We start from the raw sequence: 26,989 nt of genomic DNA on the forward strand, positions 1-26,989 counted from the left end.
GGTCATGGATATCCGCAACGGACTCGTCGAGGCGATCGGCAACACGCCGCTCATCAAGCTCAAGCGCGCCTCGGAGGAGACCGGCTGCACGATCCTCGGCAAGGCGGAGTTCCTCAACCCGGGCCAGTCGGTCAAGGATCGCGCCGCGCTGTTCATCATTCAGGACGCGGTGGCGCGCGGGCAGTTGCGGCCCGGCGGCGTCATCGTCGAGGGCACGGCGGGCAATACCGGCATCGGCATCGCACTGGTGGGCAACGCGCTCGGCTACCGTTCGGTGATCGTCATCCCCGAGACCCAGAGCCAGGAAAAGAAGGACATGCTGCGGCTCGCCGGCGCGACGCTGGTCGAGGTGCCGGCCGTCGCCTACGCGAACCCCAACAACTATGTGAAGGTCTCCGGTCGCCTCGCCGAAGCGATGGCGGCGAGCGAGCCGAACGGCGCCGTGTGGGCCAACCAGTTCGACAATGTCGCCAACCGGCTTGCCCATATCGAGACGACAGGCCCGGAAATCTGGAACCAGACGGACGGCAAGGTCGACGGCTTCGTCTGCGCCGTCGGCACCGGCGGCACGCTGGCCGGCATCGGCATCGCCCTCAAGCAGCGTAATCCCGCTGTCCGCATCGCCCTGGCCGATCCGTTCGGCGCGGCGCTCTACAGCTATTACACCACCGGCGTGCTGAAGGCCGAGGGCTCCTCCATCACCGAGGGCATCGGCCAGGGCCGGATCACCGCCAATCTCGAAGGCGCGCCCATCGACACGGCCTACCAGATTCCGGACTCCGAGGCCGTGCAGATCGTCTTCGACCTGCTCGAACATGAGGGCCTGTGCCTCGGCGGCTCGTCCGGCATCAATGTCGCCGGCGCGATACGGCTGGCCCGTGAACTCGGCCCCGGCCATACCATTGTCACCGTGCTGTGCGACTTCGGCACGCGATATCAGTCCAAGCTCTTCAACCCTTCCTTCCTGCGCGAGAAAGGCCTGCCCGTGCCGGCTTGGCTGGAACGCAGCGTGGACGTTCCCAACGTGCTGGTGTGATGGCAACCATTCTTCTCTTCCGCGACGACGCCTACCAGAAGGAGAATGCCGCCGTGGTGACGGAGGTGACGCCGGAGGGCGGCATCGTCGTCGACCGGACGGTGTTCTACGCCACGGCCGGCGGCCAGCCGGGAGACCGCGGCACGCTGGTGCGGGCCGACGGCAGCGAGATCGTCATCGAGACGGCCGTCTACGGTCCGGCCAAGACCGACGTCATCCATGTCGCGGCGGCAGAAAGCGCGCGGCCCGAGCCGGGCGAGGCGGTGATGCTGCGGCTCGACTGGCCGACCCGCTACAAGCGCATGCGCATGCACACGGCGTTGCACCTGCTCTCCGTCGCGCTGCCCTTCCCGGTCACGGGCGGCTCGATCGGCGAGGAGGAGAGCCGCCTCGACTTCGACATCCCGGAAGGCGGCCTCGACAAGGACGAGATCACCGCGAAGCTGGCGGAGATGATCGCCACCGGCGGCCGGGTGAGCGAACGCTGGATCAGCGACGACGAGTTGCTGGCCAATCCGGGGCTGGTGAAGACCATGTCGGTCAAGCCGCCAATGGGTACCGGCAAGGTCCGTCTGGTCGAGATCGAGGGCCTCGATCTGCAGCCCTGCGGCGGCACCCATGTGCGCGGCCTCGACGAGATCGGCGCCGTCCAGGTGAGCAAGATCGAAAAGAAGGGCCAGCAGAACCGCCGCGTCCGCGTGGCGTGGGCCTGACGGCCGGCAGCAGGAGTCCCACGTGACCGATCATAACCGCCTTGTCTCCACCGAGTGGCTTTCCGCCCATCTCGGCACGCCCGGCCTCGTCGTCGTCGATGGCTCCTGGCACATGCCGGCGACCGGCCGGAAGGGGAGCGACGAATATCTCGCGGCGCATATTCCCGGCGCCGTCTTCTTCGACATCGACGCCATCGCCGACACGTCGAGCGGCCTGCCGCACATGCTGCCGAGCGAGGCGGACTTCGCCCGCGCGGCCGGGGCGCTGGGCATCGCAAGGGACGCGAAGATCGTCGTCTACGACGCCGCCGGCCTGTTCTCGGCGCCGCGCGTGTGGTGGACGCTGCGCGCCTTCGGAGCGCCCGACGTCGTCATCCTCGACGGTGGCCTGCCGAAATGGCGGGCCGAGGGGCGGTCGACCGAGGCGGGCGAGGTCACGCCCTCCCCGGCGACATTCGACGCCCGGCTCGACCGCGACTGGGTTGCGGGCATCGACGAGGTCGCCGCGCGGCTTGCCGACGGCAGCGCCCAGGTGCTCGACGCCCGCGCCGCCGAACGCTTCCGCGGCGAGGCGCCGGAGCCGCGCGCCGGCGTCCGGCCGGGCCGCATGCCCGGCGCGCGCAACCTTCCGGTTTCCGAGGTGGTCAAGGACGGCCGTCTCGCCGACGCCGCCACGATCCGGGCGGCGGTCGCCGCCGCCGGTATCGACACGTCCCGGCCCGTCATCACCAGCTGCGGCTCGGGCGTGACGGCCGCGATCCTCTGGCTGGCGCTCGACGCCATCGGCGCGCCGCCGAGGGCGCTCTACGACGGCTCATGGACCGAATGGGGCGCCTCCGACAAGCCGGTCGCGACCGGGCCGGCGGACTAGGCTCTGTCGTCGTCCCGGACGGCCATGGGCCGCGCCGGGATCGTTTGCGGGAAGAGAGCGGCACGCGATCCCGGATCGCCGCGATGCGGCGTCCGGGATGACAAGATCTGTCGGCCCGCCTCAGTGCAGGATCTGGCTGAGGAACAGCTTGGTGCGCTCGTGCTGCGGATTGGAGAAGAACGGCTCCGGCTCGTTCATCTCGATGATCTGGCCGGCATCCATGAAGATCACCCGGTTGGCCACCTGACGCGCGAAGCCCATCTCGTGGGTGACGCACAGCATGGTCATGCCTTCCTCGGCCAGGCTCACCATGGTCTCCAGCACTTCCTTGACCATTTCCGGATCGAGCGCCGAGGTCGGCTCGTCGAACAGCATGATCTTGGGCTTCATGCACAAGGCGCGGGCAATGGCGACGCGCTGCTGCTGACCACCGGAGAGCTGGCCGGGATATTTGTTGGCCTGCTCGGGGATCTTCACCTTCTTGAGGAAGTGCATCGCCAGCTCGTCCGCATCCTTCTTGGGCATCTTGCGGACCCAGATCGGCGCCAGCGTCAAATTCTCCAGGATGGTGAGGTGGGGGAACAGGTTGAAGTGCTGGAAGCACATCCCGACCTCGCGGCGGATCTCGTCGATCCGCTTGAGGTCATTCGTCAGCTCGATGCCGTCGACGACGATCGTGCCCTGCTGGTGTTCCTCCAGCCGGTTGATGCAGCGGATCATGGTCGACTTGCCCGAGCCCGAGGGCCCGCAGATGACGATGCGCTCGCCGCGCTTCACGGTCAGGTTGATGTCCTTGAGCACGTGAAACTCGCCGTACCATTTGTGGACACCGACGAGCTCGACGGCGACCTCCCGGCCGGGGGGCGTGTGCACGGCGGGGATTTCGTCGCTCGGCACGATCGAATGGGTTTCCGACATAAGAAAGTGTCTCCGTCAACGCCGATGGGAGGTGTTCAGCCGCCGCTCCACGAACAGGGAGTAGCGTGACATGCTGAAGCAGAAGAGGAAATAGACCACGCCGGCAAAGGCGAAGCCGGTGTAGAGCGTCACCGGGGTCGCCCAGTTGGGGTCGGTGAACGAGGCGCGCAGCTGGCCGAGGAAGTCGAAGATCGAGACGATCAGGACCAGCGTCGTGTCCTTGAACAGGCTGATGAAGCTGTTCACGATGCCCGGAATGACCAGGGTCAGCGCCTGCGGCAGGATGATGAGGCGCATCATCTGGCCCCAGGTCAGCCCCATCGCCATCGCCCCCTCATACTGCCCCTTGGGGATCGCCTGCAGGCCGCCGCGCACCACCTCCGCCATATAGGCGGCGGAGAACAGCGCGACGCCGACCAGCGCGCGCAGCAGCGCGTCGGGGTTGGTGCCCTGCGGCAGGAACAGCGGCAGCATGTAGGTGGCGAAGAACAGCACGGTGATCAGCGGCACGCCGCGCCAGAACTCGATGAAGATCACCGACAGCAGCCGCACGACCGGCATCTGCGAGCGCCGCCCGAGCGCGAGCGCGATGCCGAGCGGCAGCGACGCCACGATGCCCGTCACCGCGATCACCAGCGTCACCAGCAGCCCGCCCCATTGGCGCGTCTCGACATAGGCAAGGCCGAAGTCGATGTCCCAGGCGAGAACGAGGATGCCGAAGGCGAGGAAGACCCACATCGTCGTGCGGGCCGCACCGAAGCCGCTGCCGCCGATCGCCGCGATGAGGCCACCGACCAGCGCCGCGGCGACCAGTGCCGTCAGCGCATAGTCGACCCAGAACACGATGTTGATGCCGGCGACGTGCACGTCGCCGACCATCGCGTGGATCAGTCCGAAATGCTCGAACAGGAAGGCCGAGGCGTCGATGTTGCCGCCCGTCAGCAGCACGAAGGCCACGATCGGATAGACGACGAAGAACAGGAACGAGCAGAGCCGCTTCAGCGGCCAGCTCGGCACCAGCAGCGGCAGGAGCAGCGCCGCGCCGGCGGCGAAGACGACGTTCGGGCGCCAGCGTTCCGCGATGGGATAGAAACCGTAGATGAACTGGCCGAATTTCGCCTGGATGAATGGCCAGCAGGCGCCGACTTCCGGGCCGAGACACGCCTCGCGGTTCTCGCCGGTCCATACCGCGTCGATGAACATGAAGCGGACGAATGGCGGCACCACCCACGCTACCAGCAGGATGCCGGCAAGGGTGAGGATGGTGTTGAGGACGCTGGAGAACAGGTTCTCGCGAATCCAGCCGACCACGCCCACCCTGCGCTGCGGCGGCGGCAGGGGCGTCACCAGTTCGGCACGGATGAAGGTGCCGTCGTCGAAGGTCATGCTCATGGCCGCGCCCTCACCGTTCCACCAGCGCGACGCGCTTGTTGTAGGCGTTCATGATGGTCGCGGTGATGATCGACAGCAGCAGGTACACGCCCATGGTCATGGCGATGATCTCGATCGCCTGGCCGGTCTGGTTGAGCGTGGTGCCGGCGAAGACCGCCACCAGGTCGGGATAGCCGATGCCGACCGCGAGCGAGGAGTTCTTCGTCAGGTTGAGATACTGGCTGGTGAGCGGGGGGATGATCACCCGCATGGCCTGCGGGATGACGACGAGCCGCAGCGTCTGGCCGTTGCGCAGGCCCAGCGAATGGGCCGCCTCGCTCTGGCCGTGGCTCACCGCCTGGATGCCGGAGCGCACATTCTCCGCGATGAAGGCCGCGGTGTAGGTCGCCAGCGCCACCGTCAGCGCGACGAATTCGGGGATGACGCGCACGCCGCCGACGAAGTTGAAGCCCTTGAGTTCCGGCGGCTCGAAGCTGATCGGGAAGCCGGTGACGATCATGGCGATCAGCGGAACGCCGATCAGCAGCGCGAGATTGATCCACAGGATGGGAAGCCGCCGGCCGGTCTCCTCCTGGCGGCTGGCCGCCCAGTGCCCGAACAGGATCGCGGCCAGCAGGGCCAGTCCCAACGCCCAGATGACGAGGCCGTACCCCTCGCCGAACAGAGGCCGGGGAATGATGATGCCGCGATTGGAAATGAACACCTCGCCGAACAGGCTGAAGCTCTGTTTCGGGCTCGGCATGGCGCTCAGCACGGCGAGGTACCAGAACAGGATCTGGAACAGCGGCGGCAGATTGCGCAGCACCTCGACATAGACCGTCGAGATGAGCCGCACGACGAAGTTCTTGGAGAGCCGTCCGATGCCGACCAGGAAGCCGATGATGGTCGCGAGGAAAATGCCCACCACCGCCACGAGGATCGTGTTGAGCAGGCCGACGACGAAGGCGCGGCCATAGGTCGAGGTTTCGCTATAGGGGATCAGCGTCTGGTTGATGCCGAAGCCGGCAGTGTTGTCGAGAAAGCCGAAACCCGTGGCGATCTTCTGCGCCGCGAGGTTCTCACGCGCGTTCTGCGCGAACATCCAGCCAAGGAAAACGACCACGATCAGGGCAATGATCTGAAGCCCGATGCTGCGCACCTTCGGGTCGTTGATGAATGAACTCTTCCCACGCCCGGCAACGGGCCCAGCCAAATCCGTCATAGTCCCCCTCGCCTCTTTCGAGGCCCAGTTCACCGCCCGGCGCCGAACGTGTCGTCAGCTTTGCCGGAGTGGGGAGGCTCCCGGCGCACCGGGAGCCTCCGTTTTGGCACGATCAGCGAACGGGCGGGGCGTACTGGATGCCGCCCTTGTTCCACAGCGCGTTCAGGCCGCGCGAGAGCTTCAGCGGGGTGTCCGGGCCGACGGTGCGGTCATACATCTCACCGTAATTGCCGACGTTCTTGACGATCAGGTAGGCCCAGTCATTGCCGATGCCCATGGCCTCGCCATACTTGCCTTCCGTGCCCAGCAGACGCTTGATCTCCGGGTTGGTGGCCGACTTGAGCTGCTCGTCGACGTTCTTCGAGGTCACGCCGAGTTCTTCGGCGTTGAGCTGGGCGAAGAGCACCCATTTCACGATGTCGAACCACTGGTCGTCGCCATGCGCGACCACCGGGCCGAGCGGTTCCTTGGAGATGATTTCCGGCAGGACGATGTGGTCGTCCGGGTTGGTCAGCTTGAGGCGCTCGCCGGCAAGGCCCGAACGGTCGGTGGTGAGCACGTCGCAGCGGCCGGCATCATAGGCCTTGACCACCTCGTCATTGGTGGCGAAGGCGATGACCTCGTAGGTCATGTTGTTGGCGCGGAAGTAGTCCGCGAGGTTCTGCTCCGTGGTGGTGCCGGTCTGGGTGCAGACCGAGGCGCCCGACAGCTCCAGCGCCGAATTCACCTTCTTGTCCTTGCGGATCAGGAAGCCCTGGCCGTCATAGTAGGTCACGCCGGTGAAGTTCAGGCCCAGCGCCGTGTCGCGGGTGATCGTCCAGGTCGTGTTGCGCGACAGGATGTCGATGTCGCCGGACTGCAGGGCGGTGAAGCGGTCCTTGGCGGAAAGGGGGGTGAACTTCACCTTCGTCGCGTCGCCGAAGATGGCGGCGGCGACAGCGCGGCAGAACTCCACGTCGAGGCCGCTCCATTCGCCCTTGTCGTCGGGGTTGGAGAATCCGGGAAGGCCCTGGCTGACGCCGCACTGGACGAAGCCCTTGGACTTCACCTGCTCGAGCTTGGTCGCGGCCTGCGCGCCGAAGGCGCAGAGGCCGAAGGCACCCGCCAGGGCGAAGGTGGAGAGGAGGCGTTTCATGATGGCAGCCTTCTTCATTCGGATTTGAGCTGACGTATCCGCCGCAACGTAAGCGAGCGGCACGGGCGACTTTAAAAGCAATTCGCGTGCCGTCACCGGCACAAGGGAGCAGAACATGCCTACTTCCTTCGTCTGACGACGCCACGGAACAACCGCAGGTCGCCGCCGCAACAGACGCGACGTCATCAGAGCCTCGCAATCAGATCCGGTCAAGCGCTTGACGTGGTGGCGTCGGTCCGTTCCCAATTGCCCCCCTTCGACAGCCCAAGGTAGCAGGCTATAGGCATGGCAGGACAATCCAAAAACACAAAGGGCCATGCGCTCGCGGTGGAGACCGAGCTCGTCATCGCCGGTCGCGACCCGCACCGCTTTGACGGCTTCGTGAACACCCCGATCGTTCGCGGATCGACGGTCCTCTCCCCGACCGTGGCCGATCTGGAAGGCCATACCGGCCGTTACACCTATGGACGGCGCGGCAATCCGACCGTGGAGAGCCTGGAAGCCGCGCTGACCCGGCTGGAGGGCGGCGCGGGCGTCGTGCTCACGCCCTCGGGCCTGTCGGCCGTCAGCGTCGCGCTGCTCGCCGTGCTTGGCGCCGGCGATCATCTCCTGATGGTCGACACCGCCTATCAGCCGACGCGAAGGGTCTGCGACGAGATCTTGCGGCGCTACGGAATCGAGACGACCTATTACGACCCGCTGGTCGCCGGCGGCATCGCCGAGCTGGTCCGGCCGAACACCCGCGCGATCTTCCTCGAATCGCCCGGCTCGCAATCCTTCGAGATGCAGGACGTGCCGGCCATCGTCGCCGTCGCCGCCGAACGCGGTATCACCACGCTGATGGACAATACCTGGGCGACACCGCTGTTCTTCCGGCCGCACGATTTCGGCGTCGACATCTCGCTGCAGGCCGGAACGAAATATCTCGGCGGCCATTCCGATCTCAACATCGGCACGATCTCCGCCAATGCCCGCACCTTCCGCCGCGTGCATCTGACCCATGGCGATCTCGGCATCACGGTGGCGCCGGAGGATGCCTTCCTCGCGGCGCGCGGGCTGCGCACCATGGCGGTGCGGCTGGAACGCCACCAGCAGTCCGCGCTTGCCGTGGCGCGCTGGCTGTCGGAGCGGCCGGAGGTTCTCCGGGTGCTGCATCCGGCCCTGCCCGATCACCCCGGCCACGCCATCTGGAAGCGCGATTTCAAGGGTTCGTCCGGGCTGTTCAGCATCATCCTGCGGCCGGTGCCGAAGCCCGCCGTCGATGCGTTCCTCGACGCACTCGCCCTGTTCGGCCTCGGCTACAGCTGGGGCGGCTTCGAGAGCCTCGCCATTCCCTTCGATTGCAGCGCCTATCGCAGCGCGACACGCTGGGAGCCCGGCGGGCCGGCGGTGCGGCTGCAGATCGGTCTGGAAGATCCGGCCGATCTGATCGCCGACCTCGACGCCGGCTTCGCCGCCATGGCCGCTGCGGGCTGATCGGCTCAGCCTGCGCGGTAGGGCGTCAGCCTGACCCCGCGCAGGCCGTTATAGTCGAAGCCGCGCACGTCGGCGCCACGCTGGATGCGGAGGCCGAGAGCCTCCGCACGCCGGGCGAAACGCGCCTCCTGCCGCCGCTCGACGAAGACGACGCGGCAACCGCCGCGCTTGAGGAAATCGGCGGCGCCGGCGCCGTCGAGGAAGCGCGGGGCGTTCGGCAGCAGCAGGACGAGGCTCGGCTCATTGTAGCCCGCGACACCGACCTCGACCGGCCCGGTCCCGGCGGCGCAGGTCTCCTTGCCGGCAAGCGCCGCCAGGCGCGGCGAGGTCCAGAAGCTGTCGATGCTCGGCAGCACGAGCTGCATCACGCCGAAGCCCGAGACCAGCATGCCCGCAATCGCCATCAGCGCCGATTTCTCGACGCCGTAGTCGCGTATCGAGCCGGCCGCCGTGACCAGCGCGAAGAAGCCGACGAGCAGAAACGGCCAGGCCAGCACGCTCGTGCTGCGATCGAACACCGCCAGCCCGAGCAGGGCGGCCACCGCGATCGCCGCGCCGATCACCGGCCAGAGCCAGGTCACCCGCGCCAGCCGCGTATTGCCGAGCGCCAGAGCGCCACGCTCGACCGCAAGGGCGACGAGTATGGCGATGGCCGGCAACGTCGGCAGGACATAGGCCGGCACCTTGGTCGGCAGCGCCTCGAAAAGCAGCCAGGCGGGCAGCACCCAGGCCAGCAGGAAGCGCACCGAGCCCAGTCGCCGCGCCTTCCAGATGATCGGACAGGCCAGAGCGGCCAGCGGCGCCGCCGGCCAGAACAGCGCCCAGAACAGCACCAGATAGGCACCGGGCAGGCCGGCGAAGCCCGGATAGTCCGGAGAGACGCGGCCCAGCAGCGAGCGCGCGATCAGCTCCGCCTGCGTCTCGACATGCGCGTAGCGGCGCAGCAAGAACCAGCCGCCCGCCACGAAGACGACCACCCCGATCCCCGCCAGCGACCGGGCCCGCCGGAGAAACCGCGCCGAACGGTCGACGGCGACGAGTGCGATCAGTGGCAGGACCACATAGAGCGTCGTCAGCAGCCCCTTGGTGAACAGACCGAAGGCCAGCGCCGTCCAGAAGATCAGCGCGAGCCGGGCGTCGCGCGCGGATTGCGCGGCCGCTCCGCCGCCCTCGCCATGCCGCTCGGCGAGATAAAGGCGCCCCATCGCGCCGATCATCGCCGCGACCGCCGCCACCAGGCTCGATTCCGGCACGGCCAGTCGTCCCGCGACGCCGATCGCCACGCTCACCGCGAGCAGACTCGCCGCCAGCATGGCGCCGCGCCGATGCGTAAAGGCCAGCGCCGCCCAATAGGTCAGCAGGACGCCGGCAATGGCGGCCGCCAGCGACGGCAGCCGATAAAGCCATATCCGGCTTTCCGCCTGCGGCACCCCGACGGCCTCGGCCGCCGCGACGACGGCGGCCTGGACCCAGTGCAGGCCGAGGGGCCGCGTGCGCCGGGCCTCCCAGCCGAGACGGGTCTCGGCGAGGTTTCCGGTCTCCACCATCTGCCGGGAAATCTGCGCGAAACGCGCCTCGTTCCGGTCTACCGGAGGAATGGAGAAGAAGCCCGGCAGTAATGCGACGAGGCAAAGCGCCACGAGGAACAGGCACGCCCGGCGGTCGGAACGGCTGCAGCCGTCGAACAGCTCGACGATCCGGCCGGGAATGCGCGGTCCGCCTCGGGTGTAGAGCGGAGCGGACCGTCCGCTTCGGCCCGCGGTCACTGGCTTCATCTGGTGGAATCCCTTCCAAGTGCGGAAACCATACCAGAGGAACGCGACGATGGCGCAGGATCGGCCGGCCGATCCGGCGTCAGATGGCGATATCGACGGGTCGCCCCGGATTCGCGTCGACGACACCGGACGGATCCCAGCTGCGCAGAAGGGCTGGCACGCGCGAGGCCGGCAGGGCCTTGGAATACAGGAACCCCTGCGCGAGGTCGCAGCCATTGGCGCGGAGATACTCAGCCTGGGCGAGCGTTTCGACGCCCTCCGCCACCGTCTCGATCCCGAGGCTCTGCCCGAGGGTGATGACGGCCCGCACGATCGCCGCGTCATCAACGTCGTGCTCGATGTCCTGCACGAAAGAGCGGTCGATCTTGATGCGGTCCACAGGAAACTGCTTCAGATGCGTCAGCGAGGCGTAGCCGGTGCCGAAATCGTCCAGCGCGATGAGCACACCCGCATGATTGAGTGACTGAAGGCTGGTCCGGACGACTTCCGTCCCGCGCCCGAGGAACACGGTCTCGGTCACCTCGATGGCCAGGCGCTCGGGCTGGATGTGGAGATTGTCCAGCACCGTGAGCACGCGCTCGGGCAGGCCGCCGCGCACGAATTCCGACGAGGTCACGTTGATGGCGACATGGCCGAAATCGCAGCCGAGCGCGGCCCAGGAAACCATGTCGCGGGTCGTCAGGTCCAGCAGCCGCTCGCCGATGAGCCCGGCGAGGTCGGGGTCATCGAAGACCTGCCCGAACTCCTTGGGGCCGAGAAGACCGCGCCGCGGGTGCCGCCAGCGCAGCAGGGCCTCGAAGCCGACGATGGCACCCGTGCGCAGCGAAACCTTCGGCTGGTAATAGGGCTGCATCTCGCCATTCTTCAGCGCCAGCCGCACGCGTGCGCAAAGCTGGATGCGCTTCTCCGTGGCCTGCTGCATCTGCGTGTCGTATTCGACGGCGATGCCCCGCCCGCCGGCCTTGGCACGGTACAGCGCGATGTCCGCGTTCTTGAGCAGCGTCGAGGGATCCGAGCCGTGCTCCGGCGCCACGGCGATGCCGATGCTGCCGCGGCCGGAGAGCGCGGTGCGGCGATAGTTGAACGGCACGCTCAGGGCGGCGAGGAGATGCTGTGCCGTGACCATCGCATCGGTCGGGCTTTCCATCCGGGTGAGCAGGACGATGAACTCGTCGCCGCCCAGCCGCGCCACCATGTCCGCGTCGCCGATGCAGGCGCCGAGCCGATTGGCCGCCTCGACCAGCAGCGCGTCGCCGGCATCGTGGCCGAGCGTGTCGTTCACGTCCTTGAACTGGTCGAGATCGACCAGCAGCACGCCGACATGACGGTGCGAGCGGCGCGAGCGGCGCAGCGCCATCTCCAGCCGCTCGCGCATCAGCCCGCGATTGGGCAGCCCGGTCAGCGCGTCGTGGTTGGCCATGTGCCACATGCGCTGCTCGGCTTCCTTCTGCTCGGTAATGTCCTGAAGGATTCCGAATGCGCGGATGACGGTCTCCCCGTCGGTCTCCAACTCGCAGGTCTTGCGCACGATGCGATGATTGCCATGCGCATCGACGAAGGGCAGCTCGATCTCGAAAAGCTCGCGATCGCGCAGGGCCGCCTCGAGCTTCTTCAGGAAAAGCTGACGCGCCTCCGGAGGGAAATGCGACAGCGCCTGTGTCTTGTCGGGCTCGATGCCGGGCGTCAGCCCGTAGATGCGATACACGCCATCCGACCAGTTCAGGCGGTCCGTCGCCACGTCGAATTCCCAGCCGCCGACTTTCGCCAGCCGCTCGGTCTGCGCCAGCAGGTTCTGACGGCGCCAGAGCTCGCGGCTCTGCATTTCGAGCAGACGCTGGCTGATGCGTCGATGATCCAGCTCGCGCCGGGTCCGCCTCGTCGCCTCGTGCAGGCGGAACTGGTCGACGACGATGCGCGCCAGGTGGTTGATAAGCTCGATCTCGGGCGCGGTCAGCGTGCGCGGCTCCGGCCCCCACAGACACAGGGTCCCGATATTGAGACCTGCCCGCAGCGCGAGCGGCACGCCGGCATAGAAGCGGATGCGCGGTTCGCCGGTGACATAGACGTTCTCCGCGAAGCGCGGATCCAGACGCGCATCCGGCACGAGCGTCAACTCGGACGAGGCAATGGTCCAGGCGCTGAAGGAATCTTCGCGCGACGTGCCGTCCATGTCGGCGCCGGCCTTGGCCCTGAAACATTGCCGGTCGCTGTCCAGCAGGGCAACCGCAACGCTGGGAACACCGAGTATCTCGCGGGCGAGCACACACACGCCGTCGAGCGCGGCCGAAGGCCCCGACTCCAGAATTTCCAGTGCATGAAGCTCAGCAAGCCGCTCAGCTTCGTTTTCCGGTATCGGATACGCCATCGCACACCAGGTGGATCGGCAGGAGCGTCAAAACGACTTATTGAACGTTACGCCGCGTCATGTTCCTCGTCGACCTCGTCAGCGCCCCACAAACAAAGGTCGACGAGGTCTATACGAGCCTATCCGCAACCAGGAGTCTAGGAACTCCGTCAAGCTTGCGCCGCCCGCTCGCAGGAGACCTCGCTACCACCGAGACCGCCGGCCTCTTCGATGAAGCGCGCCACTTCCGCGACGCCGTCGCCCGCCCGGACATTGGCGAAGACGAAGGGCCGGCGGCCGCGCATGCGTCGCGAATCCCGGTCCATCACCTCGAGCGAAGCACCGACCAGCGGGGCCAGATCGACCTTGTTGATCACCAGGAGGTCCGAACGGGTAATGCCCGGCCCCCCCTTGCGCGGGATCTTCTCGCCCGCCGAGACGTCGATCACGTAGATGGTGAGGTCCGCCAGCTCCGGCGAGAAGGTCGCGGCGAGGTTGTCGCCGCCGGATTCGATCAGGATCAGGTCGAGCTTGGGAAAGCGCCCGCGCATCTCGGCGATGGCGGCGAGATTGGCGGAAGCGTCCTCGCGGATCGCGGTGTGCGGGCAGCCGCCCGTTTCCACGCCCATGATGCGCTCGGCCGGCAGCGCTCCGGCGCGGGTGAGAATTTCCGCGTCTTCCTTGGTGTAGATGTCGTTGGTGATGGCGGCAAGGTCGTAGCGCTCGCGGAAGGTCCGGCACAGGGCTTCCATCAGCGCCGTCTTGCCCGACCCGACCGGCCCGCCGATCCCCACCCTGAGCGGGCCGCTGGTGTCGCCTGCCATAGAACCTCCCGCCATGGAATTCCCCCTCGCCTTCAGCTTCGGAACAGTCGCGTGTACTGCGTCTCGTGCCGCATCGACGCGATATCGGATTTCAGCGCGGCGCCGCCGAGCCGTTCCAGCGGCACCTGCGCGGCGCGTGGCGCGACCTCGCGCGCGGTCAGCGTCGCGGCGGCCAGCGCCTTGTTGCCGTCGGTCTGGCCGAGCGGCACGAGGCGCACGGCGGCCGAGATCAGGTTCGACGCCACGGCGTTGAGATAGGCCGACAGCGTCGCCGGCAGCGGCAGGCCGTGCGCCGCCGCCGCGATCCCGACCGCGACCGGATAGGCCACACGCCCATCCCAGATGGCGGAAAGCCGCTCCAGCACCGGCGCCGGCCAGGCGGCGCGCGTCGCGGCGATGAAGGCGTCGCCCTGGTTCAGCGTCTCCATCTGCCGTTCGCGCGACGGGGCAAAGGCCGCCGCGAGTTCAAGAACCTCGACGAGCTGGCGCTCGTCCGCCGCGCGCACGGCGCGGAAGCCATGGGCAAGAAGCACCGCGTCCGCGAACGCGCCGCCGTGGCGCAGCAGGTCGTCGACCCAGCCGATCAGCGTGGCGGCGTCGCGTATGTCCTGCGTCTCCACCGCCCATTCGAGGCCGTGCGAATAGGCGAAGGCCCCCACCGGATAGGCCGGCGAAAGCCACACGAAAAGAGCCAGCAGATCGGGCGAGGCGCCCTCCGGCGCACCGGATGCCTCGCTCATCCGCCGATCCTAGTGCCCGTGCCGGTGGCCATGATCGTGGCTGTGCTCGTGGCCTTGGTGATCGTGGTCGTGGTGCTCGTCATTGCGGCTGTGATCATGGCCGTGGTCGTGGCCACAACCGCAGGCGTGACCATGTTCGTGAGCATGCTCATGACCGTGGCCCTCGCCGTGGACGTGCAGCACGTCGCGCGCGTGGGCCTTATCGCCGTGCTCATGACCGTGATCGGCATGATCATGATGCTCATGATCATGATGTTCGTGGCCATGATGGTCGTGGCCGCAGCCGCATGCGTCGCCGTGCGCGTGGTCATGGTCATCATGATGGGCATGGTGCCCGTGCGCCTCGGCTGCCTCGTAGGCGCCGCCCTCCGGCTCGAAGGCCGCTTCCACCACCTCGACGCTCGCGCCGAGGCCGCGCGCCATCTCCTCCAGCACGCTGTCGCGGGCGATGCGGATGCGGTCGGCCAGCAGTTCCGCCGGCACATGGCGGTTGCCGAGGTGCCAGGCGAGCCGCGCGAGGTGATGCGGATCGCGCGCCACGATCTCCGCCACCGGCTCCTCGGCGGCGACCACCGCGACGATGCGATCGTCTTCCAGCTTCAACCCGTCGCCATCCTTCAGCCGCGTCGCCTCGGGAAGGTCAAGCAGGAAGGCGACGTCGCCCTCCCCGCGCATGGCGATGCGCCGGCGATAGCGCCCGTCGTGAGGCAGCACCACGCGGTCGGCAGCGGTCGCGACATCCCAGCTACCCGTGGGAAGAATCTGGCGGGCACGGATCATGGCGAAACTCCGATTGTAGCAGGGCTCTGGCGAAGCATCCTTCGGGGCCGGCTTCTGGCCGGCGCCTCAGGATGACGTCACCGTGAGAGCCACGTCATCCTGAGGTGCGAGCGAAGCGAGCCTCGAAGGATGCCGGGCCCAAGCGGTAGCCCCCACCCTTAGAACAGGAAGTAGCGCTGCGCCATGGGCAGTTCGGTGGCGGGCGCGCAGGTCAGCAGCACACCATCCGCACGTACCTCATAGGTTTCCGGGTCGATCTCCAGATGCGGGGTCGCGCTGTTGTGAACCATCGACGCCTTGGAGATGCCGCCGCGCACATTCTCCACCGCCACGGTGCGCTTCTCCAGCCCGAGCTTGGCGGCGACGTTCAGGTCGATCGCCGCCTGCGAGACGAAGGTCAGGCAGGTCGCCGTGCGCGCCTTGCCATAGGCGCCCCACATCGGCCGGTAATGCACCGGCTGCGGGGTCGGGATGGAGGCGTTGGGGTCGCCCATCACCGCCGCGACGATGGTGCCGCCCTTGATCACCATGTCCGGCTTGGTGCCGAAAAAGGCCGGCGACCAGACCACGAGGTCGGCCAGCTTGCCGTTCTCCACCGAGCCGATATGGCGGGAGACGCCGTGCGCGATGGCCGGGTTGATGGTGTATTTGGCGATGTAGCGCTTGGCGCGGGCATTGTCGTTGCGCTCGCTATCGCCCGGCAGCAGGCCGCGCTGCAGCTTCATCTTGTGCGCGGTCTGCCAGGTGCGGGTGACGACCTCGCCGAGCCGGCCCATGGCCTGGCTGTCGGAGCTCATCATCGAGATGGCGCCGAGATCGTGCAGTATGTCCTCCGCCGCGATGGTCTCCTTGCGGATGCGGCTCTCGGCGAAGGCGAGATCCTCGGCGATCAGCGGGTCGAGATGGTGGCACACCATGAGCATGTCGAGATGCTCGTCGAGTGTGTTCACCGTGAAGGGCCGCGTCGGATTGGTGGAGGACGGCAGCACGTTGGGCAGGCCGGCGACCTTCATGATGTCGGGCGCATGGCCGCCGCCGGCACCTTCCGTGTGGAAGGCGTGGATGGTGCGGCCCTTGAAGGCGGCGATGGTGTCCTCGACGAAGCCGCTCTCGTTGAGCGTGTCGGTGTGGATCATCACCTGGATGTCGTACTCGTCCGCCACCGACAGGCAGTTGTCGATCGCCGCCGGCGTCGTGCCCCAGTCCTCGTGCAGCTTGAGCGCGCAGGCGCCGGCCTCGATCTGCTCGACCAGCGGGCCCGGCAGCGAGGCGTTGCCCTTGCCCGACAGGGCGAGGTTGACCGGGAAGCTGTCGAAGGCGCGCAGCATCATCTCGATGTGCCACGGGCCGGGCGTGCAGGTGGTGGCGTTGGTGCCCGCCGCCGGGCCGGTGCCGCCGCCGAGCATGGTGGTCACGCCGCTCATCAGCGCGTGCTCGATCTGCTGCGGGCAGATGAAATGGATATGGCTGTCGAAGCCGCCGGCGGTGATGATCTTGCCCTCGCCCGCGATCACCTCCGTCGAGGCGCCGATGACGATGTCGACGCCCGGCTGGATGTCCGGGTTGCCGGCCTTGCCGATGCCGTGGATGCGCCCGTCGCGGATGCCGATATCAGCCTTCACGATGCCCCAGTGATCGAGGATCAGCGCATTGGTGATGACGGTATCAACCGCACCCTCCGCGCGCATCACCTGCGACTGGCCCATGCCGTCGCGGATGGTCTTGCCGCCGCCGAACTTCACTTCCTCGCCATAGACGGTGAAGTCCTTCTCCACCTCGATGACGAGCGAGGTATCGGCGAGCCGCACGCGGTCGCCGGTGGTCGGGCCGAACATCTCGGCATAGCTGGCGCGGGAAATCTTGATGGACATGGGGCGATCCGTTTCAGGCAATCCGTTGAGGGCGCGTGCAGTCCTGGCGGGCGGGCGTCACAGCTTGCCCATCACGTCCTGGCGGAAGCCGTAGACCTCCCGCTTGCCGGCGAGGGCGACGAGCCTGACCTCGCGGCTCTGGCCGGGCTCGAAGCGCACGGCGGTACCCGAGGGAATGGCGAGGCGCATGCCGCGCGCCTTGTCCCGCTCGAAGGCCAGCGCCGGGTTGGTCTCGAAGAAATGGTAGTGACTGCCGACCTGGATCGGGCGGTCGCCGGTGTTGGCGACGGTCAGCGAAACGAAGTCGCGCCCGACCAGAAGCTCGATCTCGCCCTCCTCCACCAGCATCTCGCCGGGCGCTCCGGCGCCATGGCTGGAGGCGATCGGCTCGTGCACGGTGACGAGCTTGGTGCCGTCCGGGAAGGTCGCCTCGACCTGGATCTCGACGATCATCTCGGCCACGCCCGGCATCACCTGCGCGCCGGTCAGCACCGTGGTGCCGAGGGTCATCAGCTCGGCGACCGTCTTGCCGTCGCGCGCGCCCTCCACCACCACATCGGTGATCAGCGCCACCGCCTCGGGATAGTTGAGCTTCACGCCGCGCTCCAGACGGCGGCGCGCCACCAGGGCCGCCATGGCGACCAGGAGCTTGTCCTTCTCGCGCGGGCTGAGGTTCATCGATACGTCTCCGGCTCTGCAAAGGCGAATATCAGGCAAAAAGCGAAGGCTACTTGCATCAGGAGTGCCAGATGCGCGGGATCTCCCCGACGCCGAGCGCGGCGAGGACGCGCCGGATCGCGGAATCGAGCGGCGCGCCGTCACGCGCCAGCAGCCGGACCGAGAGCATGCCGTCCCAGGCGCTCGCCCCGGCATCGAGGCCCTCGGGCAATGCGTCCGGCGGCTCGCCCGACAGGCCGAGCACCCCGCGCACCGCCTCAAGACGCCCCTCGGCATCGGGCGAGACCAGCAGCAGCGTCGCGAAGGCCGCCCACCCGCCGGCGGTGGCGCGACGATCCAGCGTGGCGGCGATGTCGCCGTCGAGTTGCATGCCGTCGGCATAGACCAGCCGGCCGCCCCGGCGGATGCGCCAGCTGTCGTGGAACTGGCCGTGTGACAGGCGCTCGCCATGCGCCGTGCGGCCCAGCACCACCGGCTCGACCAGCAGCAGACGCGCGTCCGGCGCGACGGCGGCGGCGATCGAGCGGTCGATGCGGGCGCCATCGAAGACGATGGTCGCCTGCGGCATCCAGTCGAGCGTGGCGCCGGCCTCGGCGGCGAGCTCGACCTCGATGCGCGAGACCGCGCCGTCCGAGCGATAGATCTTCTCGGCGGCCTGGGTGGTGACCACAAGTTGGGCATCGCGCCCGGCATGCAGGCAGGTCTGCGCCCTGTCGCCGCCGGCGAGGCCGCCGCCGGTGTTGATCATCACCGCCTCGAGCGAGCGGCCGCGCCGGCCCGAACGCGGGAATCGCACCCGGGCGAACCCCTCTTCCTCGATCCGCCCGCGCACCGTGCGGCCTTCGAGCGTCTGCGCCTCGACCAGCAGCCGCCCCTGTCCCCGCCGCTCGACCGGGATGGTGGTGGCGGCGACGGCGTCAGACGGCAATGCGGTTACGAACATCGGGATCCTCTAGGGCGGCACCATCGCCCGACATCACCACCGCGCCCCGTTCCATCACGATGAAATGGTCGGCGAGTTCCTTGGCGAAGTCGAAATACTGTTCGACCAGCACGATCGCAATGTCGCCCTTGCTGCGCAGATAGCGGATGGCGTTGCCGATATCCTTGATGATCGAGGGCTGGATGCCCTCGGTCGGCTCGTCCAGCACCAGCACCTTGGGGCGCATCACCAGCGCCCGGCCGATGGCGAGTTGCTGCTGCTGGCCGCCGGAGAGGTCGCCGCCGCGCCGGCGCATCATCGAATCCAGCACCGGGAACAGCGAGAACACGTCGTCCGGGATGAAGCGGTCGGCGCGCTTGAGCGGCGCGAAGCCGGTCTCCAGATTTTCGGCGACGGTGAGCAGCGGGAAGATTTCGCGGCCCTGCGGCACGAAGGCGATGCCGCGCCGCGCCCGCTCGGAGGGCGCCATGGTGGTGATGTCGGCGCCGTTGAAGCGGATCGCGCCCTTGGCCACCGGCGCCTGCCCGACGATGGCGCGCATGAGGCTGGTCTTGCCGACGCCGTTGCGCCCGAGCACGCAGGTCACCTTGCCGGGCTCGGCGGTGAGCGAGACGCCGCGCAGCGCCTGCGCCGCGCCGTAGAACAGATTGATGTCGTCGACTTCCAGCATGCGCCTAGCGTCCCAGATAGACTTCGATGACGCGCTCATTGGCGCTGACCTGATCGAGCGTGCCTTCCGCCAGCACCGACCCCTCGTGCAGGCACATCACCCGCACGCCGAGGTCGCGCACGAAGGTCATGTCGTGCTCGACGACGACGACCGAGTGGCCGTTGGCGTTGATCTCGCGCAGCAATTCGGCGGTCTGCGCGGTCTCGGCGTCGGTCATGCCGGCGACCGGCTCGTCGACCAGCAGCAGCTTGGGATCCTGCGCCAGCAGCATGCCGATCTCCAGCCACTGCTTCTGGCCGTGCGAGAGCGCGCCGCCGAGGCGGTGGCGGTGCTCGGTCAGCTTGATGGTCTCGAAGATCGCGTCGATGCGCTCGCGCGCCGCCGCTGATTCCTTTCGGAAGATGTTCGGCAGCGCCCGGCGCTGGCCCTTCAGCGCCAGGCGCAGATTGTCGATGACGGTATGGCTCTCGAACACGGTCGGCTTCTGGAACTTTCGACCGATGCCGAGGGTGGCGATCTGGGTTTCGTCCAGCTTGGTCAGGTCGGTCGTGCCGCCATTGAAGAACACGTCGCCCCGGTCGGGACGGGTCTTGCCGGTGATCACGTCCATCATCGTCGTCTTGCCGGCGCCGTTCGGGCCGATGATGGCGCGCATCTCGCCGGGGTCGACGGTGAAGGACAGCGCGTTCAGCGCCCGGAAGCCGTCGAAGGTGACGGTGACGGCATCGAGGTACAGCAGCGCCTCGGTCAGTTCCTTCTTCGCGGCCGGTGCCGGTTCGGCGGCTTCCGTGGCGGGATCGAGCGTCGCGATGTCGGTCATGTCGCTTTCCCTCACTCGGCCGGCTTCGGCGCGGCGAGCGGCGCGCCGGGCATGTCGTCATGCGGCCGGCGCTTCTCGCGCCAGTCGTAATAGGTGCCGACGATGCCCTTGGGCAGGAACAGCGTCACCGCGACGAACAGCCCGCCGAGCATGAACAGCCAGTACGGGGCCAGCATGCCGGAGGTGAAGTAGGTCTTGGCGTAGTTCACCAGCACTGCGCCGAGTGCCGCGCCGACCAGCGTGCCGCGTCCCCCCACCGCCACCCAGACGATGATCTCGATGGAGTTGGCGGGCGAGAATTCCGACGGGTTGATGATGCCGACCTGCGGCACGTAGAGCGCGCCGGCGAGGCCCGCCAGCATGGCCGAGACCACGAAGGCGACCAGCTTGTAGTTCTCCGCCCGGTAGCCGGCGAAGCGCACCCGGGTTTCGGCGTCGCGGATGGCGATCAGCACCTTGCCGAAATGCGAGCGCACGAGGAAGCGGCACAGCACGTAGCCAAGCCCCAGCGCCACCGCCGAGAGCGCGAACAGGGTGAGCCGCGTGCCGTCCGCCTGGATGTTGAAGCCGAGTATGTCCTTGAAGTCGGTCAGGCCGTTATTGCCGCCGAAGCCCATGTCGTTGCGGAAGAAGGCCAGCAGCAGGGCGAAGGTCATCGCCTGGGTGATGATCGACAGGTAGACGCCGGTGACGCGCGAGCGGAAGGCGAACCAGCCGAACACCAGCGCCAGCAGGCCGGGCGCCAGCAGCACCATCAGCGCGGCGAAGGGGAACATGTCGAAGCCGTACCAGAACCAGGGCAGTTCCTTCCAGTTCAGGAACACCATGAAGTCCGGCAGCACCGGGTCGCCATAGACGCCGCGCGTGCCGATCTGGCGCATGAGGTACATCCCCATGGCGTAGCCGCCGAGCGCGAAGAACGCGCCCTGGCCGAGCGACAGGATGCCGACATAGCCCCAGATCAGATCGACCGAGAGCGCCAGCAGCGCGTAGCACAGATATTTGCCGAGCAGCGAGACGACATAGGTCGGCACATGCACGGCCGAATCCGCCGTGGTGAGCAGGTTGAGCGCCGGCACCAGAACGACCGCCGCGGCGAGGACGCCGAGGAAGATCAGACCGCTGGTGGTGAGCAGCGCCGGAGGACGCGTGTCGAGCGTGCTCATGCTTCGATCGACCTCCCCTTGAGGGCGAAGAGGCCGCGCGGCCGCTTCTGGATGAAGAGGATGACGATGACCAGCAGCGCGATCTTGCCGAGCACGGCGCCGGCATAGGGCTCAAGCAGTTTGTTGGCGATGCCGAGCGACATGGCGCCGACCAGCGTGCCCCAGAGATTGCCCACGCCGCCGAACACCACGACGAGGAAGCTGTCGATGATGTAGCTCTGGCCGAGATTGGGCGAGACGTTGTCGATCTGGCTGAGCGCGACGCCGGCCATGCCGGCGATGCCGGAGCCGAGGCCGAAGGTCATGGCGTCCACCCAGTTGGTGCGGATGCCCATGGACGCCGCCATGCGGCGGTTCTGCGTCACCGCCCGCATTTCGAGGCCGATGCGGGTCAGCCGCAGGGTCGCCAGCAGCGCCACGAAGACCAGCAGCGCGAAGACGATGATCCAGAGGCGGCCGGAGGTGATCGCCAGATGGCCGATCTCGAAGCTGCCGGACATCCAGCTCGGCGCGCCGACCTCGCGGTTGGTCGGGCCGAAGATGGTGCGGATGGCCTGCTGCAGGATCAGCGAGATGCCCCAGGTGGCGAGCAGCGTCTCCAGCGCCCGGCCATAGAGGAAGCGGATCACGGTCCGCTCGATGATGACGCCGATCAGCCCGGTGAACAGGAAGGCGAGCGGGATGGCGATGATCAGCGACCAGTCGAACAGGCCGGGATTGTAGGTGCGGATCACCTCCTGCACGACGAAGGTGGTGTAGGCGCCGAGCATCACCATCTCGCCATGCGCCATGTTGATGACGCCCATGACGCCGAAGGTGATGGCGAGGCCGATGGCGGCGAGCAGCAGCACCGAGCCGAGCGAGAGGCCGTACCAGACGTTCTGCGCCATGCTCCACAGGGCGAGATTGCGCTCGATGCCGGCAATGGCCTCGGCCGCCGCCTGCTTCACCTCGGGCGCCGCGCTGTCGGGCACGGAGCGCAGGATGGCGAGCGCGTCCTGGTTGCCTTCCGCGCCGACCAGTTCGACGGCGGCGATGCGCTCGGCGGGGGTGATGCCCTCCTTGCCGATGAGGAGGGAGGCCCGCGCCAGCGTCATCGCCGACTTGACCTTCGGATCGCTCTCCTTGGCGAGCGCCGCGTCCAGCGCCGGCAGCGCCGCCTCGTCGCGCGAACGGGCGACCGCGACGGCGGCCTCCAGACGTTTGGCCGGATCCGGACTGACCAGCGAAAGCGCCCCGTTCGCCGCCTCGATGGCGCGGCGGATGCGGTTGTTGACGCGGACCGGCTTGACCGCCGGCGGGTCCGCCACGGGCTGCATCGTCAGCGGGTCGAGCAGCGCCCCGCCCTCGCCCTGGATGAAGACGCGCGGCGGCATGCCGCCGAAAACCAGCTTGCCGTCGGCCAGCGCCGACACGATTCCGGCGGCGGCGGGACTGCCGCTCAGCGCCAGCGCCGAGAGCGCGGCTTCGGTATCGTCATATTTGTTGGTGGTGAGCTGCGTCAGCGCGGCGCCGATGTCCTGCGCCGCGGCGCGCCCGTTCCAGGCGGCGGCGAACAGGACGGCGAGTGCGACGAGGAGCACGCGGGTCAGGCGGCAAAGTCGAGCGCTTGTGGTCATCATCGTCCGTCGATGTGGCGCTGCGGATTGCCGGAGCAGGGTCTCCGGCGGCGACGGCGGTACGCGTCCCGGTGCGCGCGACCTCGCGGGAGCGACGCCCGCAATGGCCGGATCGGCGAGGCCGGGACCGGCCGCCCGCGGGCGGCCGGTTGTATCGAACGGCTCAGGCCGCATCGGATGGATGCCGCCCGGACGACGGCCTCACTGGCCGGCGCCGCCGCACTTGCCGGTCTTGACGTTGAAGTTGCCGCAGTTGAGCGGCTTGCGCCAATCGGCGATCAGGTCCTTGGAACCTTCGAGATAGGGGGACCATTCCTCGGCGACGATCAGGCCGGGGGTCTGCTCGACGATGTCGAACTGGCCGTCTTCCTTGATCTCGCCGATCAGCACCGGCTTGGTGATGTGGTGGTTCGGCATCATCGCCGAGTAGCCGCCCGACAGGTTCGGCACGGTGACGCCGATCAGCGCGTCGATGACCGCGTCCGGATCGGTGGTGCCAGCCTTCTCGACCGCCTTGACCCACATGTTGAAGCCGATGACGGTGGCTTCCATCGGGTCGTTGGTCACGCGCTTGTCGTTCTTGGTGTAGGCCTGCCACTTCTTGATGAACGCGGCGTTTTCCGGCACGTCCACCGACTGGAAGTAGTTCCACGCGGCGAGATGGCCGAGCAGCGGCTTGGTGTCGATGCCGGCGAGCTCTTCCTCGCCGACCGAGAAGGCCACGACCGGGATGTCGGTCGCCTTGATGCCCTGGTTGCCGAGTTCCTTGTAGAACGGCACGTTGGCGTCGCCGTTGATGGTCGACACGACGGCGGTCTTCTTGCCGGCCGAACCGAACTTCTTGATGTCGGCGACGATGGTCTGCCAGTCGGAATGACCGAACGGCGTGTAGTTGATCATGATGTCGTCGGCCTTGACGCCCTTCGACTTCAGATAGGCTTCGAGGATCTTGTTGGTGGTGCGCGGATAGACGTAGTCCGTGCCGGCGAGAACCCAGCGCTGCACGCCCTCATTGGCCATCAGGTAGTCGACGGCGGGAATCGCCTGCTGGTTCGGCGCGGCGCCGGTGTAGAACACGTTGCGCTCGCTCTCCTCGCCCTCATACTGGACCGGGTAGAACAGGATGCTGTTCAGCTCCTTGAACACCGGCAGGACGGACTTGCGGGACACCGAGGTCCAGCAGCCGAACACCACCGCGACCTTTTCCTTCTCGATCAGCTCGCGGGCCTTCTCGGCGAAGAGCGGCCAGTTGGAGGCCGGATCGACCACCACGGCCTCGAGCTTCTTGCCGAGCACGCCGCCGGCGGCGTTCTGCTCCTGCACCATGAACAGCACGGTGTCCTTGAGCGTGGTTTCGCTGATCGCCATGGTGCCGGACAGCGAGTGCAGCACGCCCACCTTGATCGTTTCCTGCGCGTTCGCCGTAACGCCGGCACCGGCCAGCGTCAGCGCAGCCGCGCCGACGAGCGCGCGACCGGCCATGCGCCGCGCATGTGTGAACATGTTCAGCATCTAGTTTCCCTTCTGGAGTTCGCACGCAGGACCCCCGTCCGCGTGCCGGGGAGAAGGGAGTGCAACCTGCGTGCCAAGGGCGGCGACCGGGCCGATCAACGCCGTTCGACCGGCGAAGCCCTCCGTTGCGGAAACATCTGCCTAATTTATACGCAAAATAGTTCGCATTTGCGCAGATCGGCACGCAGAACCCATCGTTTGTATACAGGCGATGGGTTCGTCACCCCATCCGCGCCGCGTCGAAGCCGCTAAGGCGCTGCAACGCACGGTCGAGTGTCGCGTCCTCCTTGGCGAAGCAGAAGCGGATCACCGTCTCCACCGGCTGCTCGGCATAGAAGGCCGAGACCGGGATCGCCGCCACGCGCGCGTGCTCGACCAGCCGCCGGCAGAACGCCTCGTCGCGCAGCGCCGGATCGAGCGGGGCGAGATCGACGTTGAGGAAATAGGTGCCGGCCGAGGGCAGCACCGTGAAGCCGAGGGATTGCAGCCCCTGCGCCAGCCGGTCGCGCGAGCGCTGCAGGCCGGCCCGCATCGACACGAACCAGTCGCGCTCCTTGCCGAGCCCGTAGGCCACCGCCTGCTGCAGCGACGGCGGCGTGGTGAAGGTGAGGAACTGGTGCGCCTTGGAGAGCACCCGCATGAGTTCCGGCGCGGCGCAGACGAAGCCGACCTTCCAGCCCGTCATGCCGAAGATCTTGCCGGCCGAACCGATCTTCACCGCCCGCTCGCGCATTCCCGGCAGCGACAGCACCGAACGATGTTCCTGCCCGTCGAAAATGACGTGCTCCCACACCTCGTCGCTCACCAGCACGGCACCCGCGCGTTCGCAGAAGCGGGCGAGCCGTTCCAGCTCGTCGCGATCGAACACCCGGCCGGTCGGATTGTGCGGATTGTTGAACAGCACCAGCCGGGTGCGCGGCGTGAAGGCGGCTTCGAGCGCCTCCTCGGTCAGCCGCCAGTGCGGCGGCACCAGCCGCACCAGGCGCGGCACCCCGCCGGCCCGGCGCACCAGCGGCAGATAGGCGTCGTAGAGCGGCTGGAACAGCACCACCTCGTCGCCCGGCTCGATCAGCGCCAGCAGCGCGCCGGCGATCGCCTCGGTGGCGCCGGAGGTGATCATCACCTCGGCCTCCGGATCGAGGTCGAGCCCCTGCCAGTCGCGGTAATGGGCGGCGACGGCGCGGCGCAGTTCCGGCGTGCCCATCATCGGCGGATACTGGTTCCAGCCGTTCAGCACCGCTTCCGCCGCCTTTTGGCGCACGTCGAGCGGGCCGGGATCGTCCGGGAAGCCCTGGCCGAGATTGACGGCGTCATGCTCGCGCGCCAGGCGCGACATGGTCTCGAACACGGTGGTCGGCAGGGCGGCGAAGAGCTGATTCATGGCGGTTCCAGCGGCGGCGACGAGGTCGCCACCTTATCCCCGGCCTCGTCCGCAAAGAAAAGGGCACCCTCCCCGCGCAGGCACTGTCATACCAGCGTTAACTGTTCCTCCTAAGCCCTGCGCCCCAACATCGAGGAGCCGCGAAATGAAACATCTGCTGATGGCGTCGCTGATCGCGTCCGCCCTCATGCCGCCGGCGGCGTACGCCGCCGAGCCGATCGAACTGACGGTGATGAGCTTCAACATCTGGGGCGGCGGCGCCAATGACGGCAAGTCGGTCGACGAGACGGTCGCGGTCATCAAGGCGGTCAATCCCGACATCATCGGGCTTCTGGAGACGCAGCCGGAGCCGGACCCCTGCGACGCCGACAACTGCGTGCCCACCGGCCCCAGCGTCGCGAAGGACATCGCCGGCCGGCTCGGCTATTTCTACTATGATCAGGCCAAGCGGAACCCCGCGCTCTGGGGCGGCGCCATCCTCAGCCGCTACCCGATCGTCCAGCCGACGGCGAACGACCTCGGCGTCCAGATCGACGTCAAGGGGCGGAAGGTCTTCACCTATTCGCTGCATCTGCCGGATTTTCCGTATCAGCCCTACCAGCTTCTCGGCATCGAGTACGGCCCGGCGCCGCTGCTGAAGTCCGCCGATGAGGCGATCGCCGCCGCGAAGGCGGCCCGCGGGCCCGCCATCGACCTGTTCATGCAGGACCTGAAGGCGGCGGACGGCGCCGACGCGGTCTTCGTGTTCGGCGATTTCAACGAGCCGTCCCATCTCGACTGGACGGATGGCGCGGTGAAGGCCGGGCGTCAGCCTCTCGCCGTCGCCTGGCCGACCTCGCTGCGGATGACCGGCGAGGCGGGCTTCCTCGACCTGTTCCGCGTGGCCCATCCCGATCCGGCACAGACGCCCGGCATGACCTGGACCACCACCACCGAGCCCACCGACCCGAGCGACCACCACGACCGCATCGACTTCACCTATGGCCGCGCACCCGGCCTCACCGTGCTCAAGGCCGGCATCGTCGGCGAGAAGGCACCGGAAGCCGCCATCGTCGTCACGCCGTGGCCGTCCGACCACCGCGCCACCATGGCCACCGTCCGGTTCTGAGCGGGCAGCAGCCGCG

General features: G+C 67.7%; 23 protein-coding genes. 5 read left to right on the top strand and 18 right to left on the bottom strand.

All coding sequences use genetic code 11. The features are described from left to right. Positions 1-4 precede the first annotated feature (4 nt). From AC1PZ7_RS16120 to sseA, 3 genes are read left to right on the top strand one after another with little or no spacing between them, the layout of a single operon-like run. Positions 5-1,036 carry a cysteine synthase A gene (locus AC1PZ7_RS16120; protein WP_482356217.1) on the top strand — a complete coding sequence of 344 codons (1,032 nt, stop codon included), beginning with the start codon at positions 5-7 and terminating at the stop codon, positions 1,034-1,036. Beyond that, positions 1,036-1,749, top strand: coding sequence for an alanyl-tRNA editing protein (locus AC1PZ7_RS16125; RefSeq protein WP_482356218.1), 714 nt, complete (start codon positions 1,036-1,038; stop codon positions 1,747-1,749). The genes AC1PZ7_RS16120 and AC1PZ7_RS16125 overlap by 1 nt, the downstream gene beginning before the upstream one ends. Positions 1,750-1,771: 22 nt before the next feature. Continuing rightward, positions 1,772-2,620 carry a 3-mercaptopyruvate sulfurtransferase gene (sseA, locus tag AC1PZ7_RS16130; RefSeq protein WP_482356219.1) on the top strand — a complete coding sequence of 283 codons (849 nt, stop codon included), beginning with the start codon at positions 1,772-1,774 and terminating at the stop codon, positions 2,618-2,620. A 120-nt stretch (positions 2,621-2,740) separates the two neighbouring features. On the opposite strand, the gene AC1PZ7_RS16135 is transcribed toward sseA, so the two are convergent. The 4 genes from AC1PZ7_RS16135 to AC1PZ7_RS16150 all read right to left on the bottom strand — a co-directional run bounded on the left by AC1PZ7_RS16135 (position 2,741) and on the right by AC1PZ7_RS16150 (position 7,266). Continuing rightward, complete coding sequence (locus tag AC1PZ7_RS16135; protein WP_482356220.1) at positions 2,741-3,538, bottom strand: amino acid ABC transporter ATP-binding protein; 798 nt, start codon at positions 3,536-3,538, stop codon at positions 2,741-2,743. A gap of 15 nt (positions 3,539-3,553) precedes the next feature. Further along, positions 3,554-4,930, bottom strand: coding sequence for an amino acid ABC transporter permease (locus AC1PZ7_RS16140; RefSeq protein WP_482356221.1), 1,377 nt, complete (start codon positions 4,928-4,930; stop codon positions 3,554-3,556). Positions 4,931-4,940: 10 nt separating this feature from the next. After that, entirely contained in the window at positions 4,941-6,131 is a 1,191-nt protein-coding gene (locus AC1PZ7_RS16145; protein ID WP_482356222.1) for an amino acid ABC transporter permease, read from the bottom strand. A gap of 112 nt (positions 6,132-6,243) precedes the next feature. Beyond that, the gene (locus tag AC1PZ7_RS16150; RefSeq protein WP_482356223.1) at positions 6,244-7,266 is read right to left on the bottom strand and encodes an amino acid ABC transporter substrate-binding protein; all 1,023 of its coding nucleotides are present in this window, start codon (positions 7,264-7,266) and stop codon (positions 6,244-6,246) included. 285 nt (positions 7,267-7,551) lie between these two features. Here AC1PZ7_RS16150 and metC point away from each other — a divergent pair, with 285 nt between their 5' ends. Next, a complete protein-coding gene (gene metC, locus AC1PZ7_RS16155) occupies positions 7,552-8,742 on the top strand; it encodes a cystathionine beta-lyase (RefSeq protein WP_482356224.1) in 1,191 nt (396 codons plus the stop codon). A 5-nt stretch (positions 8,743-8,747) separates the two neighbouring features. Here metC and AC1PZ7_RS16160 read toward each other — a convergent pair whose 3' ends face one another. From AC1PZ7_RS16160 to AC1PZ7_RS16225, 14 genes are all read right to left on the bottom strand, one after another. Next, positions 8,748-10,517, bottom strand: coding sequence for an ArnT family glycosyltransferase (locus AC1PZ7_RS16160; protein ID WP_482356225.1), 1,770 nt, complete (start codon positions 10,515-10,517; stop codon positions 8,748-8,750). Between the two features lie 79 nt (positions 10,518-10,596). Next, positions 10,597-12,882: a putative bifunctional diguanylate cyclase/phosphodiesterase gene (locus tag AC1PZ7_RS16165; RefSeq protein ID WP_482356226.1), complete on the bottom strand. Its 2,286-nt coding sequence runs from the start codon at positions 12,880-12,882 to the stop codon at positions 10,597-10,599. A gap of 149 nt (positions 12,883-13,031) precedes the next feature. Further along, positions 13,032-13,685: an urease accessory protein UreG gene (gene ureG, locus AC1PZ7_RS16170; RefSeq protein WP_482356227.1), complete on the bottom strand. Its 654-nt coding sequence runs from the start codon at positions 13,683-13,685 to the stop codon at positions 13,032-13,034. Between the two features lie 32 nt (positions 13,686-13,717). Next, positions 13,718-14,425 carry an urease accessory protein UreF gene (locus tag AC1PZ7_RS16175; RefSeq protein WP_482356228.1) on the bottom strand — a complete coding sequence of 236 codons (708 nt, stop codon included), beginning with the start codon at positions 14,423-14,425 and terminating at the stop codon, positions 13,718-13,720. Between the two features lie 9 nt (positions 14,426-14,434). After that, the gene (locus AC1PZ7_RS16180) at positions 14,435-15,205 is read right to left on the bottom strand and encodes an urease accessory protein UreE (RefSeq protein WP_482356229.1); all 771 of its coding nucleotides are present in this window, start codon (positions 15,203-15,205) and stop codon (positions 14,435-14,437) included. Positions 15,206-15,363: 158 nt separating this feature from the next. After that, entirely contained in the window at positions 15,364-17,076 is a 1,713-nt protein-coding gene (ureC, locus tag AC1PZ7_RS16185) for an urease subunit alpha (protein ID WP_482356230.1), read from the bottom strand. A gap of 57 nt (positions 17,077-17,133) precedes the next feature. Beyond that, positions 17,134-17,754 (bottom strand): urease subunit gamma, encoded by a 621-nt coding sequence (locus AC1PZ7_RS16190; protein WP_482356231.1) that lies wholly within the window; start codon positions 17,752-17,754, stop codon positions 17,134-17,136. A gap of 58 nt (positions 17,755-17,812) precedes the next feature. Beyond that, complete coding sequence (locus AC1PZ7_RS16195; RefSeq protein WP_482356232.1) at positions 17,813-18,697, bottom strand: urease accessory protein UreD; 885 nt, start codon at positions 18,695-18,697, stop codon at positions 17,813-17,815. Further along, positions 18,672-19,367 (bottom strand): urea ABC transporter ATP-binding subunit UrtE, encoded by a 696-nt coding sequence (gene urtE / locus AC1PZ7_RS16200; protein ID WP_482356233.1) that lies wholly within the window; start codon positions 19,365-19,367, stop codon positions 18,672-18,674. Before urtE ends, AC1PZ7_RS16195 begins: the two co-directional genes overlap by 26 nt. 4 nt (positions 19,368-19,371) lie before the next feature. Next, positions 19,372-20,187, bottom strand: coding sequence for an urea ABC transporter ATP-binding protein UrtD (gene urtD, locus AC1PZ7_RS16205; protein WP_482356234.1), 816 nt, complete (start codon positions 20,185-20,187; stop codon positions 19,372-19,374). 11 nt (positions 20,188-20,198) lie between these two features. Further along, positions 20,199-21,353 (bottom strand): urea ABC transporter permease subunit UrtC, encoded by a 1,155-nt coding sequence (gene urtC / locus AC1PZ7_RS16210; protein ID WP_482356235.1) that lies wholly within the window; start codon positions 21,351-21,353, stop codon positions 20,199-20,201. Beyond that, positions 21,350-22,972 carry an urea ABC transporter permease subunit UrtB gene (gene urtB, locus AC1PZ7_RS16215; protein WP_482356236.1) on the bottom strand — a complete coding sequence of 541 codons (1,623 nt, stop codon included), beginning with the start codon at positions 22,970-22,972 and terminating at the stop codon, positions 21,350-21,352. Before urtB ends, urtC begins: the two co-directional genes overlap by 4 nt. A gap of 201 nt (positions 22,973-23,173) precedes the next feature. Then, complete coding sequence (gene urtA, locus AC1PZ7_RS16220; RefSeq protein WP_482356237.1) at positions 23,174-24,484, bottom strand: urea ABC transporter substrate-binding protein; 1,311 nt, start codon at positions 24,482-24,484, stop codon at positions 23,174-23,176. A 220-nt stretch (positions 24,485-24,704) separates the two neighbouring features. Continuing rightward, positions 24,705-25,865, bottom strand: a complete 1,161-nt coding sequence (locus tag AC1PZ7_RS16225; protein WP_482356238.1) for an aminotransferase — start codon at positions 25,863-25,865, stop codon at positions 24,705-24,707. 145 nt (positions 25,866-26,010) lie between these two features. Here AC1PZ7_RS16225 and AC1PZ7_RS16230 point away from each other — a divergent pair, with 145 nt between their 5' ends. Beyond that, positions 26,011-26,973 (top strand): endonuclease/exonuclease/phosphatase family protein, encoded by a 963-nt coding sequence (locus AC1PZ7_RS16230; protein ID WP_482356239.1) that lies wholly within the window; start codon positions 26,011-26,013, stop codon positions 26,971-26,973. The last annotated feature ends 16 nt before the right edge of the window (positions 26,974-26,989 follow it).

This window comes from Ancylobacter sp. TW_SC_1 (assembly GCF_056836805.1).

Bases quoted from the DNA above. Each gene is read 5' to 3' on its own strand.
- AC1PZ7_RS16150 (WP_482356223.1), bottom strand. From the start codon at position 7,266: ATGAAACGCCTCCTCTCCACCTTCGCCCTGGCGGGTGCCTTCGGCCTC.
- AC1PZ7_RS16225 (WP_482356238.1), bottom strand. From the start codon at position 25,865: ATGAATCAGCTCTTCGCCGCCCTGCCGACCACCGTGTTCGAGACCATG.
- AC1PZ7_RS16160 (WP_482356225.1), bottom strand. From the start codon at position 10,517: ATGAAGCCAGTGACCGCGGGCCGAAGCGGACGGTCCGCTCCGCTCTAC.
- AC1PZ7_RS16165 (WP_482356226.1), bottom strand. From the start codon at position 12,882: ATGGCGTATCCGATACCGGAAAACGAAGCTGAGCGGCTTGCTGAGCTT.
- urtC (WP_482356235.1), bottom strand. From the start codon at position 21,353: ATGAGCACGCTCGACACGCGTCCTCCGGCGCTGCTCACCACCAGCGGT.
- AC1PZ7_RS16230 (WP_482356239.1), top strand. From the start codon at position 26,011: ATGAAACATCTGCTGATGGCGTCGCTGATCGCGTCCGCCCTCATGCCG.
- AC1PZ7_RS16180 (WP_482356229.1), bottom strand. From the start codon at position 15,205: ATGATCCGTGCCCGCCAGATTCTTCCCACGGGTAGCTGGGATGTCGCG.
- AC1PZ7_RS16190 (WP_482356231.1), bottom strand. From the start codon at position 17,754: ATGAACCTCAGCCCGCGCGAGAAGGACAAGCTCCTGGTCGCCATGGCG.
- AC1PZ7_RS16140 (WP_482356221.1), bottom strand. From the start codon at position 4,930: ATGAGCATGACCTTCGACGACGGCACCTTCATCCGTGCCGAACTGGTG.
- metC (WP_482356224.1), top strand. From the start codon at position 7,552: ATGGCAGGACAATCCAAAAACACAAAGGGCCATGCGCTCGCGGTGGAG.
- urtA (WP_482356237.1), bottom strand. From the start codon at position 24,484: ATGCTGAACATGTTCACACATGCGCGGCGCATGGCCGGTCGCGCGCTC.
- AC1PZ7_RS16145 (WP_482356222.1), bottom strand. From the start codon at position 6,131: ATGACGGATTTGGCTGGGCCCGTTGCCGGGCGTGGGAAGAGTTCATTC.
- AC1PZ7_RS16125 (WP_482356218.1), top strand. From the start codon at position 1,036: ATGGCAACCATTCTTCTCTTCCGCGACGACGCCTACCAGAAGGAGAAT.
- ureG (WP_482356227.1), bottom strand. From the start codon at position 13,685: ATGGCAGGCGACACCAGCGGCCCGCTCAGGGTGGGGATCGGCGGGCCG.
- urtE (WP_482356233.1), bottom strand. From the start codon at position 19,367: ATGCTGGAAGTCGACGACATCAATCTGTTCTACGGCGCGGCGCAGGCG.
- AC1PZ7_RS16175 (WP_482356228.1), bottom strand. From the start codon at position 14,425: ATGAGCGAGGCATCCGGTGCGCCGGAGGGCGCCTCGCCCGATCTGCTG.
- urtB (WP_482356236.1), bottom strand. From the start codon at position 22,972: ATGACCACAAGCGCTCGACTTTGCCGCCTGACCCGCGTGCTCCTCGTC.
- AC1PZ7_RS16135 (WP_482356220.1), bottom strand. From the start codon at position 3,538: ATGTCGGAAACCCATTCGATCGTGCCGAGCGACGAAATCCCCGCCGTG.
- AC1PZ7_RS16195 (WP_482356232.1), bottom strand. From the start codon at position 18,697: ATGTTCGTAACCGCATTGCCGTCTGACGCCGTCGCCGCCACCACCATC.
- AC1PZ7_RS16120 (WP_482356217.1), top strand. From the start codon at position 5: ATGGATATCCGCAACGGACTCGTCGAGGCGATCGGCAACACGCCGCTC.
- urtD (WP_482356234.1), bottom strand. From the start codon at position 20,187: ATGACCGACATCGCGACGCTCGATCCCGCCACGGAAGCCGCCGAACCG.
- ureC (WP_482356230.1), bottom strand. From the start codon at position 17,076: ATGTCCATCAAGATTTCCCGCGCCAGCTATGCCGAGATGTTCGGCCCG.